The sequence below is a fragment of the Streptomyces sp. NPDC093260 genome, from assembly GCF_040683715.1.
Taxonomy (GTDB): Bacteria; Actinomycetota; Actinomycetes; order Streptomycetales; family Streptomycetaceae; genus Streptomyces; species Streptomyces sennicomposti.
In genome coordinates, this window is the sequence record NZ_JBFBEK010000003.1 from 67615 (window position 1) to 83481 (window position 15867).

The window sequence follows — 15867 nt, forward strand, 5'->3', positions numbered from 1 at the left end:
CCCAAACGGGGCGAGGCGGGGGCGCATTGAGGGGCGCGGGGAACTGCGCACAAGGGGGTCTGGGGCGAAGGCCCCGGGGACGGGAAGGGCAGGGGCGGCGGGGGCGAGACACCCGCCCCGGCCCACCCGACCCCCGGGCCCCCGGCCCCCACCCGGCCCCCGGCCCCCACCCGGACCGGCTCAGACCCGTCGGCTCAGACCGCGTCGGCCTCGGCGGCGCGGGCGAGTCCGGGCGCGGCGGCCGCCGCAGCGGAGGGCGCCCCGGTGGTCGGCGCCGCAGCGGAGGGCGCCCCGGTGGTCGGCGCCGCAGCGGAGGGCGCCCCGGTGGTCGGCGCCGCAGCCTCCTCGACGCCGCTGGCGTCAGCCGCCCCCTCCGCGGGCAGCCGCCGCATCAGCACCCCGTAACCGACGCCGGCCGCCGTCCCGACGACCGCGCACATCCCCCACAGCCACACCGCGCCCAGCCGGTCGATGACCGCCCCGGACATCAGCGGAGCGACGAGCGCGGCCAGCGACCAGGACAGGGTGTAGACCCCCTGGTAGCGGCCGCGTCCCTGAGCGGGAGAGAGACGCACGACGAGCCCGGTCTGCGTCGGAGCGTTCACCATCTCGCCGATCGTCCACACGCACACGGTGAGCGCGAAGACGGCGACCGACCCGGCGAAGGCGGTGAGCCCGAAGCCGTACCCGGCGAGCAGCGAGGAGACGACGAGCAGCCGTCGCGGGTCGCGGTGCTCGATGAACCGGGTGACCGGGATCTGTAGGGCGACGATCAGGACGCCGTTGACGGCGACGGCGAAGCCGTAGTCGGCGGGTGTGAACCCGGCCCGGCCCATCGCGACCGGCAGACCGACCGACCCCTGCTGGAAGACGAGGGCGACCAGGAAGGACAGCCCGACGACGGCCATGAACCGCCGGTCGCGCAGCACGGTGCCGAGCCCGACCCGGTCGCCCGCGCCGTCGCCCGGAGCGCCGCTCCCGTGCGCCTTGTCCGGCCGGGACTCGGGCAGCTTGAGGAAGACGACGAGGGCGCAGGCCATGGTCATCCCGGCCTCGATGAGGAAACCGGCGCGGTAGCTGAACTCGGCGATGAAACCGGCCGCCATGGAGGAGACCGCGAAGCCGAGGTTGATCGCCCAGTAGTTGAGCGAGAAGGCCCGCACCCGGTCCTCGGGACGCACGATGTCGGCCATCATCGCCTGCACGGCGGGCCGGGAGGCGTTGGAGGCCATGCCGACGAGGAAGGCGACGGCGGCGATGGAGACGGGGTCGTGCACGAAGCCGAGGAGCGCGACGAAGACGGCCGTGGAGGCCTGCGCGACGAGGAGGGTGGGCCGCCGCCCGAGCCGGTCGGCCATCACGCCGCCGCCGAGGGAGGAGATCACGCCGCCGAGACCGTGCAGGGAGGCGACGAGACCGGCGTAGGAGGCGGAGTAGCCGCGGTCCAGGGTCAGGTACAGCGCCATGAAGGTGGCGACGAAGGCGCCGAGCCGGTTGACGAGGGTGCTGGTCCACAGCCACCAGAACGCGCGGGGCAGGCCGGAGACCGTCTCGCGAGCGGCACGTCTGAGCGCGGAGACGGACATGGAGGACCCCCGGATGTAAGCGGCTGCGGCGACGAGCACAACTTACGAGTGGACGCTCCGCGGAGGCCACCCAATTAACAGATCCCGTCAACCGTCGAGGTCGCGGCCGCAACGGGGGCGGGAGGGGACGCCCGTCTGTGCTGCACCGGACCTCAGCCGGCGGCCGCGGGGGCGTCCGCCCACCGGGCACACGGGCGGCGCGCCGTATGCGTGGATTAGGCTCGGAGACATGGCCGACGCACCGTACAAGCTGATCCTCCTCCGCCACGGCGAGAGCGAGTGGAACGAGAAGAACCTGTTCACCGGCTGGGTGGACGTCAACCTGACCGCCAAGGGCGAGAAGGAGGCGACGCGGGGCGGCGAGCTCCTCAAGGACGCCGGCCTGCTGCCCGACGTGGTCCACACCTCCCTCCAGAAGCGCGCGATCCGCACGGCGCAGCTCGCGCTGGAGTCCGCCGACCGCCTGTGGATCCCGGTCCACCGCAGCTGGCGCCTGAACGAGCGGCACTACGGCGCGCTCCAGGGCAAGGACAAGGCGCAGACGCTGGCGGAGTTCGGCGAGGAGCAGTTCATGCTCTGGCGCCGCTCCTACGACACCCCGCCGCCGCCGCTGGACCGCGACGCCGAGTACTCCCAGTTCTCCGACCCCCGCTACGCGACCCTCCCGCCGGAGCTGCGCCCGCAGACGGAGTGCCTCAAGGACGTCGTCGTCCGGATGCTCCCGTACTGGTTCGACGCGATCGTCCCCGACCTCCTGACCGGCCGCACGGTCCTGGTCGCCGCCCACGGCAACAGCCTGCGCGCCCTGGTCAAGCACCTGGACGGTATCTCGGACGCCGACATCGCGGGCCTCAACATCCCCACGGGCATCCCCCTCGCCTACGAACTCGACGCCGACTTCCGCCCCCTGGTCCCGGGCGGCACCTACCTCGACCCGGACGCGGCAGCCGCGGCCATCGAGGCGGTCAAGAACCAGGGCAAGAAGAAGTAACCTCGGCTGCTCTTCCTGAGGCCCCCTGTCCGCGACGGCTCGCGGCGGGGGGCTTCGGCATGCCGGCGCGCTGCGCCGTCACGTCGCTGGGAGTTGGTGGGCGAGGACGTAGGCGTCGGCGGCCACGACGGTGTCGCACACCTCGACGGCTCGCCTCTCGGTGTCGTGGGCGGTGCGGATGAGGTGGATGACGGGGACGCCGGAGGCGAGGCGCAGGGTGCGTACCTCGTCCGGGGTGGGCATCCGGGCGCGGATCTCCTCTCCGAAGTGGCCGAGGCGGTGGCCGGGTTCTTCTGGGCGGGCGCAGATGCCGCCGGGGCCGGGGTTGCGTGCTCGGAAGGCGGTATCGGCGGTCTGCGCCGGGTCGGCGGGGCTTTCGTCCGCGTTGGCGCTGTCAGACAGGCAGTGGCCGTCGCCCCGGAGGAGTGCGTCCGGGCGTTCCGCTAGGGCGCCGAGGCCCGCCCGCGTTAGCGTGGCGGTGTGTGGACTGGCCGGCGGCGGAGGAGCCTGCGCTATGGAGATCGTTTCGTCGCGGAAGATCACCCCTTTCCTGATGTTCGAGGGGCGGGCGGAGGAGGCCATGGGCTTCTACGTCTCGCTCTTCGATGACGCCGAGATCGTCGGCATCACCCGCTACGGCGCCGACGGGCCCGGCGCCGAGGGGAGCGTGCAGCACGCGACCTTCTCGCTCGCCGGTGAGCAGTTCATGTGCATCGACAGCCCGGCGAGACATGACTTCACCTTCACTCCCGCCGTCTCCCTCTTCGTGCAGTGCGCGGACGAGGCCGAGATCGACCGGCTCTACGCCGCCCTCGGGCAGCAGGGCGCGGAGCTCATGCCGCTCGGGGACTACGGTTTCAGCCGCCGGTTCGGGTGGGTCAACGACCGGTTCGGTGTGTCCTGGCAGCTGAATCTGCCCGCCTGAGCCACCGGCCCCTCGTTCCTCGGTGAAGAGGCGTCCGGTCGTCACGGGCTCGCCGCGGCGTCCGTCTCCCTTCCCGCCCCCGGCAGCAGCCACACCCCCGCCCAGCAGCAGGCCCGTACGACGACGGCCGCCGTGATCGCCGACCACACGCTCGCCACCCCGACGTCGCTCAGCCAGGTGATCAGGTACCAGACCAGGGTGTCCTGGGTCACGCCCACGATCGCCAGGATGAGCAGGAGCACCGGCGCCTGGCGGGGGCTCTGCGGGGTGGACCAGATCGCCGTGCCGACGCCGGCGAAGATGACGAGGGACAAGAGGTAGCCGAGCAGCGGGCTCCCGTCGGCGTCGGTGAGTGTGATGCCGGGGAGCGCCGCGGCCAGGGCGACGCCGGGCAGCAGGGCCAGTTGCTGTCTTCTGGTGTCTTTCACGGTGCGGACTCTGGCAGGTGCCGTTTTCGGCCGGAAGAGCCGCGGACCGGGCTGGAGACAGGTTGTTACGCCGCCGTCGGCTTCAGCGGCGGCGTCGCCTTCGCCCGTACCGGGAAATCCTGCCGGGGCCGTGGGTGGGGGGATGGCCCCCTCCCCGTGACAGGACGGCGGGGAGGGGGCCATCGGGCCGGCTGGGGTCAGCGCCGGCCGTCGTGGTGTTCGAGGTGGCGCGGGCCGGGCCGCTCGGCGTGGTGGGCGCCGGGGTGCTCCGCGTGGCGCGGGACGGGGCGGTTCACGTGGCGCTGGTCGCCCCAGGCGAGGGAGTCCACGAAGCGGTGGTTCGCGTCGCGCAGGGTGGCGGTGTCCGCGTGCCTGTCCCAGACCGCGGTGCGGCGGTCCTGGTAGAGGTCGGTACGGGTGTCGTGGCCGTAGCCGGTGTGGACGCGGACCGTGGTGTGGCCGCCGAGGCGGTAGTGGCGGAAGGTGTAGGTGTGACCCTGCCTGTCGGACAGCGTCCAGCCGTTCAGGTTGACGTCGCGGCGGGTGTCGTTGCTGATCGTCACCCACTCGTTGTTGAGGGAGCGGTTGGAACGATGGGCGCGGGTCTCGTCGTCGAGGTGCAGACCGCTGATCACCACACCCTGGCGGTGCGGGGCGTGGTCGGCCGCGGACGCCGGCAGCGTCGCCATCCCGACCAGCGCTCCGGCCACGGCGGCGGCTGCGGTCAGGCGGCGGGCGGTCACAGAGACGGAAACGGACACAGGCTCTCCCTGCTTGGTGCGAGCGCGCCCCCGGTCGCGGATCTCGCCGCGTCCGTGGATGCGCTGTGTGCGGGTGGCGGCCGGGTTGGCCGCGCCCTCACACTGTGTCCGTCCCGCGGCGGAATACGTCGGGTTCCCGTCCTGTGTTACCTGTTGTGCATATTTCTGTGACTCTTGGGTGTAGCGCCCATTTACGTGGTGTACGGGCGGTGTTGACGGTCCGTCGGGAGCCTCGGCCTTGTGCGCTTTGGGCTCGGGGCGGCGGTCGCCAGGGCGCGCCACCCCGGGCCGGTCGGCGCCGTCACCCCTGAGTGGGTAACGCGCCCTGCCGGGGAAGCGTCCCCCGGACGGGTGTCGTGCCGGCGCGGGGAAGCGGACGGGGGCGTACGCGGTGCAGGGCCCCGGCGACATGCGCCGGGGCCCTGCGATGATCTGCGACGGCGTACGGGCGTCGACCTGCGACGGCGTACGGGCACAGGCCTGTCACGCCGTACAGGCGTACGCGCCCCTACGGGCGGCGTGCCCTGGTCAGCCGCACTGACAGGCGCCGCCCGACTGGCAGCCGCAACCGCAGCCCGAGCCGCAGCCGCAGGCCGCCAGGAGCGGGAGGATTCTGGGCTCGGCGGGCTGCTCGGTCTCTCGGGTCTGGGTGGGGTCGGGAGCGGTGCTGGGGGATTCGGCCATGGGTCCCTCCTAGAGGCTGAGTGCCTTCGCCCATTTCATGCCCGCCGCGCCGGGCGCATCAACGGCGCACAGTGGCTCGCGCCCGCCCGCACCCCCCGGCGGCCCGCACCGCCGCTGCCCGCAACCCTGCGGCCCCCAGCCTGCACCCCCCGCGGCCCGCAGTCCGCAACGCCGCAGCCCGCGCCCCCGCGACCCGCGCCGGAGAACACCGCCCCGAGAACGGCCGGAGGCCTACGCCCCCTCCACCCCCGCCCCGCTTCCCGTCCCCGCCACCGGCGGGATGTCCTGCTGCTGCAACTCGTCGGCGTGCTCACCCGTGACCAGGTAGACCACCCGCTTGGCGACCGCGACCGCGTGGTCGGCGTAGCGCTCGTAGTAGCGGCCGAGCAGGGTGACGTCCACGGCCGTCTCGATGCCGTGCTTCCAGCGGTCGTCGATCAGGTGCTGGAACAGGGTGCGGTGCAGCAGGTCCATATCGTCGTCGTCCTGCTCCAGCTGGAGCGCCAGGTCTACGTCCTTGGTGACGATCACCTCGGCCGCCTTCGCCATCAGGCGCTGCGCGAGCTGGCCCATCTCCAGGATGGTGGCGTGCAGGTCGTGGGGGACCGCCCGCTCGGGGAAGCGCAGCCGGGCGAGCTTGGCCACGTGCTGGGCGAGGTCGCCCGAGCGCTCCAGGTCGGCGGACATCCGCAGCGAGGTGACGACGATCCTCAGGTCCGTCGCCACCGGCTGCTGCCGGGCCAGCAGGGCGATGGCCCTGGCCTCCAGGTCGTGCTGGAGCTCGTCGACCTTCTTGTCGGCCTCGATCACGCTCTCGGCCAGCTTCAGATCGGTGTCGAGGATGGCGGTCGTGGCGCGTCCGATCGCCGACCCGACCAGCCGGGCCATCTCCACCAGACTGTCGCCGATCGAGTCCAGTTCCTCGTGGTACGCGTCCCGCATCTTCGGTTCCCTCTCGTGCGTGCGTCTTCGTCCGGGGTTGCAGGGGCTGCAGGATTGCAGGGGGCTGCACTGAGTGCGGGGCGGCGGCCCGCCGGTCACGGCCGGCGGAACCCGCGGTGCCGGCCGACGGCCCCGCCGCCCGCCGAGGCGACGGACGGCCCCGGCGCCCGCTACGGCGGCCGGTGGCGCGAACCCCACGCTCCCACGCTCCGGCCTCCACGCGTCCGTTTCCGTCATCCCAAATGAACCGTCACTGGCCCCAAGGTGAACTCTGGGCGACGAGTGTTCGAGGTCGCACTCGGATGGGTGCGGTCCCGTCATACCCCGTGCCTAACCTGGAGGCATGGACGTGAACGCGGCGGTCGCCGCAGCGGCAGCGATCGCCGGAGTGCTCACCGGCGTCATCGCCATGCTCGCGTTCCGCTTCAGCGAGCGCGAGCAGAAGCGTCCCACCCGCACCTCCCTGCACACCGACGCGGTGCTGCCGCCGGGCGTGGACACCGTGCTGTCCGTGCTGCGGTCCTCCGCCGTGGTCCTCGACGAGGGCGACGCCGTCGTCAAGGCCAGCTCGGCCGCGTACGCCCTCGGGCTCGTCCGCGGCGGCAAGCTGGCCGTGGAGCCGATGCTCCAGATGGCCCGCGACACCCGGCGGGACGGGGAGATACGCCAGGTCGAGTTGGACCTGCCGCGGCGCGGCACCGGGCGCGGCGAGGCCCTCGCCGTCTCCGCGCGGGTCGCCCCGCTCGGGTCGCGGCTGGTGCTGCTGCTGGTGGAGGACCTCACCGAGGCCCGGCGCATCGAGGCGGTAAGGCGCGACTTCGTCGCCAATGTGAGCCATGAACTGAAGACCCCCGTGGGCGCCCTCTCCCTGCTCTCCGAGGCCGTCATGGACGCCTCCGACGACCCGGAGGCCGTGCAGCGGTTCGCCGGGCGGATGCAGATCGAGGCGACCCGGCTGACCAACCTCGTGCAGGAGCTGATCGACCTGTCGCGGGTGCAGAACGACGACCCGCTGGAGGACGCCGAGCCGGTGCGCGTGGACGAACTGGTCGCCGAGGCCATCGACCGTTGCCGCCACCAGGCGGGCACCAAGCAGATCACCATGGCCGCCGGAGGTACCGCGGACCTGCATGTCTGGGGCAACCGCGGCCAGCTCGCCGCCGCCCTCGGCAACCTCGTCGAGAACGCGGTCAACTACTCACCGGCCCGCACCCGCGTCGGCATCGCCGCCCGCCGCATCACCGCACCCGGCGGTGATCTGGTCGAGCTGGCCGTCACCGACCAGGGCATCGGCATCTCCGACAAGGACAAGGAGCGCATCTTCGAGCGCTTCTACCGCGTCGACCCGGCCCGCTCGCGCGCCACGGGCGGCACCGGGCTCGGGCTCGCGATCGTCAAGCACGTGGTCGCCTCGCACGGCGGGGAGGTCACGGTGTGGAGCGCCGAGGGTCAGGGCTCCACCTTCACCCTGCGGCTGCCGGAGGCGGCCGCGGCCCGCGCGGCCCGCGACCGCGTCCGCGACCGGGCGCAGCAGCACCCCGCCCTCGGCGACGAGGCCGGGCAGCCCCCCACCGACACATCCCCGTACGAACCGCTTCCCGCCCCGGAGGTCCTTCCGTGACCCGAGTGCTCGTCGTCGAGGACGAGGAGTCCTTCTCCGACGCCCTGTCGTACATGCTCCGCAAGGAGGGCTTCGAGGTGGCCGTGGCCGCCACCGGCCCCGACGGACTCGACGAGTTCGAGCGCAACGGCGCCGACCTCGTCCTCCTCGACCTGATGCTGCCGGGCCTGCCCGGCACGGAGGTGTGCCGTCAGCTGCGCGGCCGCTCCAACGTCCCCGTGATCATGGTGACCGCCAAGGACAGCGAGATCGACAAGGTGGTCGGTCTGGAGATAGGGGCCGACGACTACGTCACCAAGCCCTTCTCCTCGCGCGAGCTGGTGGCGCGCATCCGTGCGGTGCTGCGCCGCCGCGGTGAGCCGGAGGAGGTCACTCCGGCCGCGCTGGAGGCCGGCCCGGTCCGGATGGACGTCGACCGGCACGTGGTGACGGTGTCCGGCTCCAAGGTCGATCTGCCGCTCAAGGAGTTCGACCTCCTGGAGATGCTGCTGCGCAACGCCGGCCGGGTGCTGACCCGGATGCAGCTGATCGACCGGGTCTGGGGCGCCGACTACGTGGGCGACACCAAGACTCTCGACGTCCACGTCAAGCGGCTGCGCGCGAAGATCGAGCCGGACCCGGGTGCGCCGCGCTTCCTGGTCACGGTGCGGGGCCTCGGCTACAAGTTCGAGCCGTAGGCCGCTCCCGGACCGGCCCGCGTCCGGCCCCGACGACGCCCGAGGGCGGCGCACTCCCCGCAGGGAGCGCGCCGCCCTCAGGCGTACGCAGGCGGCGGGGGCCTCAGGGCCGCCCGGTCAGTGGCCGGCGACCGACTGGGAGGCCGAGTCGCTCGGAGCGGCCGGGTTGCCCGAGGCCGTCGGCGAGCCGGACGCGGAGCCGTTCGAGCTCGGAGAGCCGGACGGCGACTCGCCCGTCTTCGGCCGGCCCGCGGAGCCGGTGGAGGCGCTCTTGGAGGCGGAGGGCGAGGCGCCCGGCGCGGCCGGAATGTTGCTCGGGCCCCACTTGTCGAAGTAGCTCTCGGCCGGGACGACGAAGGCGCGCAGGCTCACGTCACCGGTCTCGCTGAAGGTGAAGGTGATCTTCTGCGCGTTGCCGTCGGCGACGTTGCCGCCGGGGGAGGGCAGCACGGCGGAGGCGTTGCCCTTGCCGCCGATGATCAGCGAGCCGCCGGCCGGGACGGTCAGCTTGCCGTTGCCCTTGCCCTTGCCCTGCGCGGGGCTGAGCTGCGCGGTGCCGTCGCCGTCGACGCGGATGGCGTCGAGGGTCTGGTCGTGGTCACCGCCGTTGAAGACGGTCGCGGAGATGACGGCCGGGCCCTTGGTCTGGGTGCCGGGCTGCGTGATGACCACCGCGTTCTGGACCTTGATGGTTCCGACCGTGACGGCCGCGTTGTCCGGCTTGACCTCGAGCGTCTGGGCATCGTTGCCGGCGCCGCACGCGGCGAGCGAGGCGATCGAGAACGCGATGGCGGCGGCGGCGAGGGCGCCGCGTCGAAGGCTGCTGCTCACGGCGGCGGCAACTCCTTGAACGTGGGCGGTACAGGGCGACTCCCTTATAAAGCCGCCCTAAGTGTCTGTCAGCGGCCTTAGGTTACCGAGCCGTTCCCGAGCCCCCGCACCCGACCCGCCCCAGCACGCCCCGGGGCACCCGGACACGCCTCCCGCGACGCCTTCCACACGGCCGTTCGGGGGGCCCTGCGGGTGTCTCCCGCGGAGGCCGTTCGAGGGACTGGACGCCGTCCGGGGGCGGCGCGCACCGTGCCCGCGATGCCGTCCCGCCGCGCATTGGCCGCCCCGCGGCACGCCATTCGCATAAGCGCCGTCCGCCGGCCGGACGGAAAGCGCCGCGCGGCATACCGGACGGCATACCCGCCGGTATACCCGGCGCCAAAGCCGCCGCCCTTACCCGGGGCCTTCCGCCGCGCCCTCGCTCAGGGATTTCCCGGCACGGAATGCGCGCCCCTCGGGAAGCCGGTACGGAACCCGGCGGGGAAGGGACTGCCGAACCCGTGGGGAAGCGACCGCCGAAATTGATCACGGCCCTCAGGGACGCCCCGGCGCCATGGCGTGATCAATTTCGGATTCGTCCCGAACGCGACGTGGCTCACCGAACGGAGTAGCGGAAGTCGGACACATGGAACCGGACAAAACGGGACGTTCGGCCGTTTGGAGGGGCGGCCGGATGCGTGTAACGTGTGCGTTTCTCCCTGTGCGGGAAGCCCCTCCGACCTGCGAATACCCGCCCCGTCTCGGCCCGGCGACCCCTTCCGAAGCACGTTCCGGTTGCTGTTGTCAAGCCCCGAGATATGCCCTGACCTGCGAAAACGCCATTCAGAAGACGCCGTATCCGTGTTACCCTGGATAGCCACGGAAGGGGTACCTGTCACATGACGTTCAAGGTTGGCGACACCGTGGTCTATCCCCATCACGGGGCCGCGCTGATCGAGGCTATCGAAACTCGCCAGATCAAAGGCGTGGACAAGACCTACTTGGTGCTGAAGGTCGCCCAGGGTGACCTGACGGTACGTGTGCCAGCGGACAATGCGGAGTTCGTCGGCGTGCGTGATGTGGTCGGTCAGGACGGGCTGGACCGGGTCTTCGAGGTGCTGCGCGCTCCGTACGCCGAGGAGCCCACGAACTGGTCGCGTCGTTACAAGGCAAATCTGGAGAAGCTCGCCTCCGGCGATGTCATCAAGGTCGCGGAAGTCGTGCGTGACCTGTGGCGTCGTGAGCGCGAGCGCGGTCTCTCCGCCGGTGAGAAGCGCATGCTCGCCAAGGCTCGCCAGATCCTGGTGAGCGAACTCGCCCTCGCGGAGAACACCAACGAGGACAAGGCCGAAGCCCTGCTCGACGAGGTGCTCGCGTCCTGACGCGCGAGGTGCCCTGACACGGACCCGGGCGGCCACGACGACCGCCTCCGTCCAGCGCAGCGCAGCACAGCACTGCCGCGGTGCCCGATGACTGGAACGCAGTCGCCGGGCGCTGCGGCATGTCCGCATCCACCGCCGAAACCCACGGCGCCGGAGTTCCCAGGGCCACCTGGTGTTCCCCGGATGCCCCGCAGGACACCGGCGCACCACTCGGCGCGGCAGCCCGACGACGACTCGACGTCCCGGCGGGGCGTACGCGCCTCGCGGCGTGATGAGCGGCAGGTACCCGCACGCGCGGCGGACATGCCGCACGGCGAGGGAAGTCCCCCCGATACTGTGTGCCGGGCCCGGGCAGTCCGCTCGACCGGGGTCACGGAAGGGTCCGGTCAAGGCGTCGCGCCCGGCACGGTGTGGCCATACCCACGTAGGCACCGCCGCCAAACCGGCGCCTGACGGGCGGACGACGCGGACCGGCGGCACGGCCTCCAGCACACGACCCGGACAGGAACCGATGTCTGACGAATCGCGCCCCTCACCCGCGGCCGGCCGGCCGGGAACCCCCGTCGCCGCCGTGATCCCGGCCGCCGGCCGGGGGGTACGCCTCGGCCCGGGCGCGCCCAAAGCGCTGCGCACGCTGAGCGGCACGCCCATGCTGATCCACGCGGTGCGCGCCATGGCCGCCTCCCGCGCGGTCTCCCTGGTGGTGGTCGTCGCCCCGCCCGACGGCGCCGCCGAGGTCAAGTCGCTCCTGGACGCGCACGCGCTGCCCGAGCGCACGGACTTCCTGGTGGTGCCCGGCGGGGAGAGCCGCCAGGAGTCGGTGCGGCTCGGCCTGGAGGCGCTGCCGCCGGGCCACGACATCGTCCTCGTGCACGACGCGGCCCGCCCGCTGGTTCCGGTGGACACCGTGGACGCCGTCATCGAGGCCGTACGGGACGGGGCGCCCGCCGTCGTGCCGGCGCTGCCGCTGGCGGACACCGTCAAGCAGGTCGAGCCGGCCTCGGCGCCGGGCGGCCCCGAACCCGTCGTCGCCACGCCGGACCGCTCCCTGCTGCGCGCCGTGCAGACCCCGCAGGGCTTCGACCGCGCCACGCTGGAGCACGCTCACCGGACGGTCACCGGTGACGTCACCGACGACGCGAGCATGGTCGAACAGCTCGGCGAGCGGGTCGTGGCCGTGCCCGGTCACGAGGAGGCCTTCAAGGTCACCCGCCCGCTCGACCTCGTCCTCGCGGAGGCGGTCCTGGCCCGGCGGAGGCTGAACGATGGCTTCTGAGCGCACCCCGGACGCGAACCCGGACTCCACCGCCCCCGTCGTGCTGCCCCAGGTCGGCATCGGCACCGACATCCACGCCTTCGAGGACGGCCGCGAGCTGTGGTGCGCCGGACTGAAGTGGGAGGGCGAGGGGCCGGGGCTGGCCGGCCACTCCGACGCCGACGTCGTCGCGCACGCCGCGTGCAACGCGCTGTTCTCCGCCGCCGGGCTCGGTGACCTGGGCCAGCACTTCGGCACCGGACGCCCCGAGTGGTCGGGCGCCTCAGGCGTCACCCTGCTGACGGAGGCCGCGCGGATCGTGCGCGCGGCCGGCTTCCGGATCGGGAACGTCGCCGTGCAGGTCGTCGGCCCCCGGCCGAAGATCGGCAAGCGGCGCGAGGAGGCGCAGAAGATCCTCTCCGAGGCGGCCGGCGCGCCGGTGTCGGTCTCCGGCGCGACAACCGACGGACTGGGCTTCCCCGGCCGGGGCGAGGGACTGATGGCGGTGGCCACGGCCCTCGTGGTGCGCGTGGACCGAGGGCGTGCGAGGGTACGCGCTGAACGACCAGTGATCGAGACCGCTGACTGATCAGCGATCGAGGACCGGAGGGTGCCCCCATGTCCGCCGTACTGTCCGACCGGCTCAAGAACCTTCTCGACCGCCCCGTCTTCATCGTCGTCGGCACCGTCCAGCCCGACGGCAGCCCGCAGTTGTCGCCGGTGTGGGTGAAGCGGGACGGCGACGACCTTCTCGTCTCCACCACGGTGGACCGCCGCAAGAAGAAGAACCTCGACCGCGACCCGCGGGTGAGCGTCGTGGTCCAGAACCCCGACAACCCCTACGAGTACGCCGAGATCCGCGGCATCGTCGAGATGACCACCGAGGGCGGCCAGGCGCTCATCGACGAACTGTCCCTGAAGTACACCGGCAAGAAGTACGCCGAGTTCAACCCGTCCTCGGCGCAGGACGCCGAACGGGTGGTCGTCCGCATCCGGGCCCGCAAGGTCGTGGGCAGCCTGTAACCCCGCGGCGACGCCTCGTCCGGAGGCCTCCGGCCGTCCGCAGGGGCGGGCCCGGAGGCCTCCGCCCGTCCCGGGCGGCCGGGCCGGGACACGAATACACGCCCTTGTGCCCAAGGGGCGCGAGGCACTCCCCGCGGCCCACTACCCTGGAGTGGTGACTATTCGCCTGTACGACACCAGCGCCCGGCAGATCCGTGACTTCACCCCGCTCAAGCCGGGCTGCGTCTCGATCTACCTGTGTGGTGCCACCGTGCAGGCGGCCCCGCACATCGGTCACATCCGGTCGGGGCTGAACTTCGACATCATGCGCCGCTGGTTCGCCCACCGCGGCTACGAGGTGACGTTCATCCGCAACGTCACCGACATCGACGACAAGATCATCGCCAAGGCGCACGACCAGCACCGCCCGTGGTGGTCCATCGGCTACGAGAACGAGCGCGCGTTCAACGACGGTTACACCGCCCTCGGCTGCCTGCCGCCCACCTACGAGCCCCGCGCCACCGGCCATGTGCCGGAGATGGTCGAGATGATGCAGAGGCTCATCGACCGCGGGCACGCCTACGCGGCCGACGGCAACGTCTACTTCGACGTGCGCTCCTTCCCCGGCTATCTGGAGCTGTCCCGGCAGGAGCTGGACAACCTCCTCCAGCCCTCCGGCGAGGGCGAGACCGGCAAGCGCGACCCGCGCGACTTCGCCATGTGGAAGGCCGCCAAGCCGGGCGAGCCGACCTGGCCCACCCCGTGGGGCGAGGGCCGGCCCGGCTGGCATCTGGAGTGCTCGGCCATGGCGCACAAGTACCTCGGCAGCGCCTTCGACATCCACGGCGGCGGCCTGGACCTGATCTTCCCGCACCACGAGAACGAGATCGCCCAGGCCAAGGCCTACGGCGACGAGTTCGCCCGGTACTGGGTGCACAACGCCTGGGTCACCATGGCCGGCGACAAGATGTCCAAGTCGCTCGGCAACAGCGTCCTGGTCTCCGAGATGGTCAAGCGGTGGCGGCCCATCGTGCTGCGCTACTACCTCGGCACCCCGCACTACCGGTCGATGATCGAGTACAGCGAGGCGGCGCTGCGCGAGGCGGAGTCCGCGTTCGCGCGGATCGAGGGCTTCATCCAGCGCGTGGTGGAGAAGGCCGGACCGGTGGAGCCCTCCGCCGAGGTGCCGCCCGCCTTCGCCGAGGCCATGGACGACGACCTCGGGGTCCCGCAGGCGCTAGCCGTCGTGCACACCACCGTCCGGCAGGGCAACAGCGCGCTGGCGGCCGACGACAAGGAGGCCGCGGTGGCCCGGCTCGCCGAGGTGCGGGCCATGCTCGGCGTCCTCGGTCTCGACCCGATGGACGAGCAGTGGGCCGGCGAGGGCGGCGACCGCGGCGAAGACCTGCACGGGGTGGTGGACACCCTGGTCCGGATGGTGCTCGATCAGCGCGAGGCCGCCCGGGCGCGCAAGGACTGGGCGACCGCGGACGCCATCCGCGACCAGCTCGGCCAGTCCGGTCTGGTCATCGAGGACAGCCCGCAGGGCCCCCGCTGGAGCCTCGGCCCCCGCTGAGCCCGCCCGCGGTCCGCAGGACCGCCGTGCCGCCCGGCCCCGCCGGGCGGCGCACTCCACAGACGTGACAGACGTACGCGATGACGAACGTGCGTACGACGCTTTCGACAGACAGGTAGATCATGGCCGCGAACAACCGCCGCATGTCCGGCAAGAAGGGCGCGCAGGTCGGCAGCGGCGGCAAGCGGCGCCGTGGCCTGGAGGGCAAGGGCCCCACGCCGCCCGCCGAGATGCGCAAGGGACACGCCAAGCAGCGCGCCGCGCAGGCCAAGTCCCGCCGCGCGCAGGGCGGCCGCCCGCAGCAGCGCAGGGGCGGGGGCCGCTCGGCCTCCGAGCTGGTCGTCGGCCGCAACCCGGTCGTCGAGGCGCTGCGCGAGGGCGTGCCCGCCACCACGCTCTACGTCCAGCAGTTCATCGACAACGACGAGCGGGTGCGCGAGGCGCTCCAGCTCGCGGCCGAGCGCGGCGGCATCAACCTCATGGAAGCGCCGCGCCCCGAGCTGGACCGGATGACCAACGGGCTCAACCACCAGGGTCTGGTCCTCCAGGTCCCGCCGTACGAGTACGCCCACCCCGAGGACCTGGCCGACGCCGCCGCCGACGCGGGCGAGGACCCGCTGATCGTGGCCCTCGACGGGGTGACCGACCCGCGCAACCTCGGCGCGGTCGTCCGTTCCGTCTCCGCCTTCGGCGGGCACGGCGTGGTCGTCCCCGAGCGGCGCGCGGCCGGCATGACCGCCGGCGCCTGGAAGACCTCGGCCGGCACCGCCGCCCGTACGCCGGTCGCCCGCGCCACCAATCTGACGCGCGCGCTGGAGCAGTACCAGAAGGCGGGCCTCACCGTCGTCGGCCTGGCCGCGGACGGCGAGGCCGAACTCGGCGACCTGGACGCCCTGGAGGGGCCGGTCGTCATCGTCGTCGGCAGCGAGGGCAAGGGCCTGTCCCGGCTCGTCGGCGAGACCTGCGACGTGCGGGTGCGCATCCCGATGCCGGGCGGCGCCGAGTCGCTGAACGCCGGTGTGGCCGCGGGCATCGTCCTGTACGAGGCGGCGCGCCGACGCGGCTGATCCGCCGGCGGCGGCCGTCCGCTCCGGGCGTCCCCGCCGCCGTACGACGCGCCGGAGCGGGCGTCCGAACGGGAGTGCGGTGGTTCACCTGCTCGGGTAAACGTGGCAGGTCGCCGCGTCCTTGACGCGGTCCGGACAGATCCGCCGGGTCACGGCAGTG

The 15867-nt window shown here is 72.6% G+C and carries 16 protein-coding genes and 1 pseudogene; 10 read left to right on the top strand and 7 right to left on the bottom strand.

Annotated features, from left to right (window positions below; translation table 11 throughout):
- Positions 1 to 194: 194 nt before the first annotated feature.
- Entirely contained in the window at positions 195 to 1586 is a 1392-nt protein-coding gene (locus tag AB0N63_RS04560) for an MFS transporter (RefSeq protein WP_365523990.1), read from the bottom strand.
- A 229-nt stretch (positions 1587 to 1815) separates the two neighbouring features.
- Here AB0N63_RS04560 and AB0N63_RS04565 point away from each other — a divergent pair, with 229 nt between their 5' ends.
- The gene (locus AB0N63_RS04565) at positions 1816 to 2577 is read left to right on the top strand and encodes a phosphoglyceromutase (protein WP_365523993.1); all 762 of its coding nucleotides are present in this window, start codon (positions 1816 to 1818) and stop codon (positions 2575 to 2577) included.
- Between the two features lie 78 nt (positions 2578 to 2655).
- Here AB0N63_RS04565 and AB0N63_RS04570 read toward each other — a convergent pair.
- Positions 2656 to 2904: pseudogene (locus AB0N63_RS04570) on the bottom strand (UTRA domain-containing protein); the annotation flags it as partial.
- Between the two features lie 187 nt (positions 2905 to 3091).
- Here AB0N63_RS04570 and AB0N63_RS04575 point away from each other — a divergent pair.
- On the top strand, positions 3092 to 3502 hold the full coding sequence (locus AB0N63_RS04575; protein WP_365523996.1) for a VOC family protein: 411 nt from the start codon (positions 3092 to 3094) through the stop codon (positions 3500 to 3502).
- Between the two features lie 41 nt (positions 3503 to 3543).
- Here AB0N63_RS04575 and AB0N63_RS04580 read toward each other — a convergent pair whose 3' ends face one another.
- The 4 genes from AB0N63_RS04580 to phoU all read right to left on the bottom strand — a co-directional run bounded on the left by AB0N63_RS04580 (position 3544) and on the right by phoU (position 6317).
- Entirely contained in the window at positions 3544 to 3930 is a 387-nt protein-coding gene (locus AB0N63_RS04580; protein ID WP_365523998.1) for a hypothetical protein, read from the bottom strand.
- Between the two features lie 197 nt (positions 3931 to 4127).
- Positions 4128 to 4691, bottom strand: coding sequence for a lamin tail domain-containing protein (locus AB0N63_RS04585; protein WP_365524001.1), 564 nt, complete (start codon positions 4689 to 4691; stop codon positions 4128 to 4130).
- Between the two features lie 528 nt (positions 4692 to 5219).
- Positions 5220 to 5375 carry a hypothetical protein gene (locus AB0N63_RS04590; protein ID WP_169439427.1) on the bottom strand — a complete coding sequence of 52 codons (156 nt, stop codon included), beginning with the start codon at positions 5373 to 5375 and terminating at the stop codon, positions 5220 to 5222.
- 231 nt (positions 5376 to 5606) lie between these two features.
- Entirely contained in the window at positions 5607 to 6317 is a 711-nt protein-coding gene (phoU, locus tag AB0N63_RS04595) for a phosphate signaling complex protein PhoU (protein ID WP_365524005.1), read from the bottom strand.
- A 343-nt stretch (positions 6318 to 6660) separates the two neighbouring features.
- Between phoU and AB0N63_RS04600 the strand changes: the two genes are divergently transcribed.
- The gene (locus tag AB0N63_RS04600) at positions 6661 to 7938 is read left to right on the top strand and encodes an ATP-binding protein (protein WP_365524008.1); all 1278 of its coding nucleotides are present in this window, start codon (positions 6661 to 6663) and stop codon (positions 7936 to 7938) included.
- Complete coding sequence (locus AB0N63_RS04605) at positions 7935 to 8615, top strand: response regulator transcription factor (RefSeq protein WP_009189308.1); 681 nt, start codon at positions 7935 to 7937, stop codon at positions 8613 to 8615. Before AB0N63_RS04600 ends, AB0N63_RS04605 begins: the two co-directional genes overlap by 4 nt.
- 117 nt (positions 8616 to 8732) lie before the next feature.
- Here the strand turns inward: AB0N63_RS04605 and AB0N63_RS04610 are convergent, their stop codons facing one another.
- Positions 8733 to 9446, bottom strand: a complete 714-nt coding sequence (locus tag AB0N63_RS04610) for a DUF461 domain-containing protein (protein WP_365524010.1) — start codon at positions 9444 to 9446, stop codon at positions 8733 to 8735.
- 878 nt (positions 9447 to 10324) lie between these two features.
- On the opposite strand from AB0N63_RS04610, the gene AB0N63_RS04615 reads away from it, so the two are divergent.
- From AB0N63_RS04615 to rlmB, 6 genes are all read left to right on the top strand, one after another.
- Complete coding sequence (locus tag AB0N63_RS04615) at positions 10325 to 10807, top strand: CarD family transcriptional regulator (protein ID WP_003953493.1); 483 nt, start codon at positions 10325 to 10327, stop codon at positions 10805 to 10807.
- A gap of 511 nt (positions 10808 to 11318) precedes the next feature.
- Positions 11319 to 12083, top strand: a complete 765-nt coding sequence (ispD, locus tag AB0N63_RS04620; protein WP_365524013.1) for a 2-C-methyl-D-erythritol 4-phosphate cytidylyltransferase — start codon at positions 11319 to 11321, stop codon at positions 12081 to 12083.
- Positions 12073 to 12651: a 2-C-methyl-D-erythritol 2,4-cyclodiphosphate synthase gene (gene ispF / locus AB0N63_RS04625; RefSeq protein ID WP_365524016.1), complete on the top strand. Its 579-nt coding sequence runs from the start codon at positions 12073 to 12075 to the stop codon at positions 12649 to 12651. The genes ispD and ispF overlap by 11 nt, the downstream gene beginning before the upstream one ends.
- Positions 12652 to 12680: 29 nt before the next feature.
- A complete protein-coding gene (locus AB0N63_RS04630; RefSeq protein ID WP_365524018.1) occupies positions 12681 to 13085 on the top strand; it encodes a PPOX class F420-dependent oxidoreductase in 405 nt (134 codons plus the stop codon).
- Between the two features lie 154 nt (positions 13086 to 13239).
- A complete protein-coding gene (gene cysS / locus AB0N63_RS04635; RefSeq protein ID WP_365524020.1) occupies positions 13240 to 14640 on the top strand; it encodes a cysteine--tRNA ligase in 1401 nt (466 codons plus the stop codon).
- 122 nt (positions 14641 to 14762) lie between these two features.
- On the top strand, positions 14763 to 15707 hold the full coding sequence (rlmB, locus tag AB0N63_RS04640) for a 23S rRNA (guanosine(2251)-2'-O)-methyltransferase RlmB (protein WP_365524023.1): 945 nt from the start codon (positions 14763 to 14765) through the stop codon (positions 15705 to 15707).
- Positions 15708 to 15867 lie beyond the last annotated feature (160 nt).

Coding starts and splice junctions, on each gene's coding strand:
- AB0N63_RS04630 (WP_365524018.1), top strand. CDS start 12,681: ATGTCCGCCGTACTGTCCGACCGGCTCAAGAACCTTCTCGACCGCCCC.
- rlmB (WP_365524023.1), top strand. CDS start 14,763: ATGGCCGCGAACAACCGCCGCATGTCCGGCAAGAAGGGCGCGCAGGTC.
- phoU (WP_365524005.1), bottom strand. CDS start 6,317: ATGCGGGACGCGTACCACGAGGAACTGGACTCGATCGGCGACAGTCTG.
- AB0N63_RS04590 (WP_169439427.1), bottom strand. CDS start 5,375: ATGGCCGAATCCCCCAGCACCGCTCCCGACCCCACCCAGACCCGAGAG.
- AB0N63_RS04600 (WP_365524008.1), top strand. CDS start 6,661: ATGGACGTGAACGCGGCGGTCGCCGCAGCGGCAGCGATCGCCGGAGTG.
- ispF (WP_365524016.1), top strand. CDS start 12,073: ATGGCTTCTGAGCGCACCCCGGACGCGAACCCGGACTCCACCGCCCCC.
- AB0N63_RS04575 (WP_365523996.1), top strand. CDS start 3,092: ATGGAGATCGTTTCGTCGCGGAAGATCACCCCTTTCCTGATGTTCGAG.
- ispD (WP_365524013.1), top strand. CDS start 11,319: ATGTCTGACGAATCGCGCCCCTCACCCGCGGCCGGCCGGCCGGGAACC.
- AB0N63_RS04615 (WP_003953493.1), top strand. CDS start 10,325: ATGACGTTCAAGGTTGGCGACACCGTGGTCTATCCCCATCACGGGGCC.
- AB0N63_RS04560 (WP_365523990.1), bottom strand. CDS start 1,586: ATGTCCGTCTCCGCGCTCAGACGTGCCGCTCGCGAGACGGTCTCCGGC.
- AB0N63_RS04565 (WP_365523993.1), top strand. CDS start 1,816: ATGGCCGACGCACCGTACAAGCTGATCCTCCTCCGCCACGGCGAGAGC.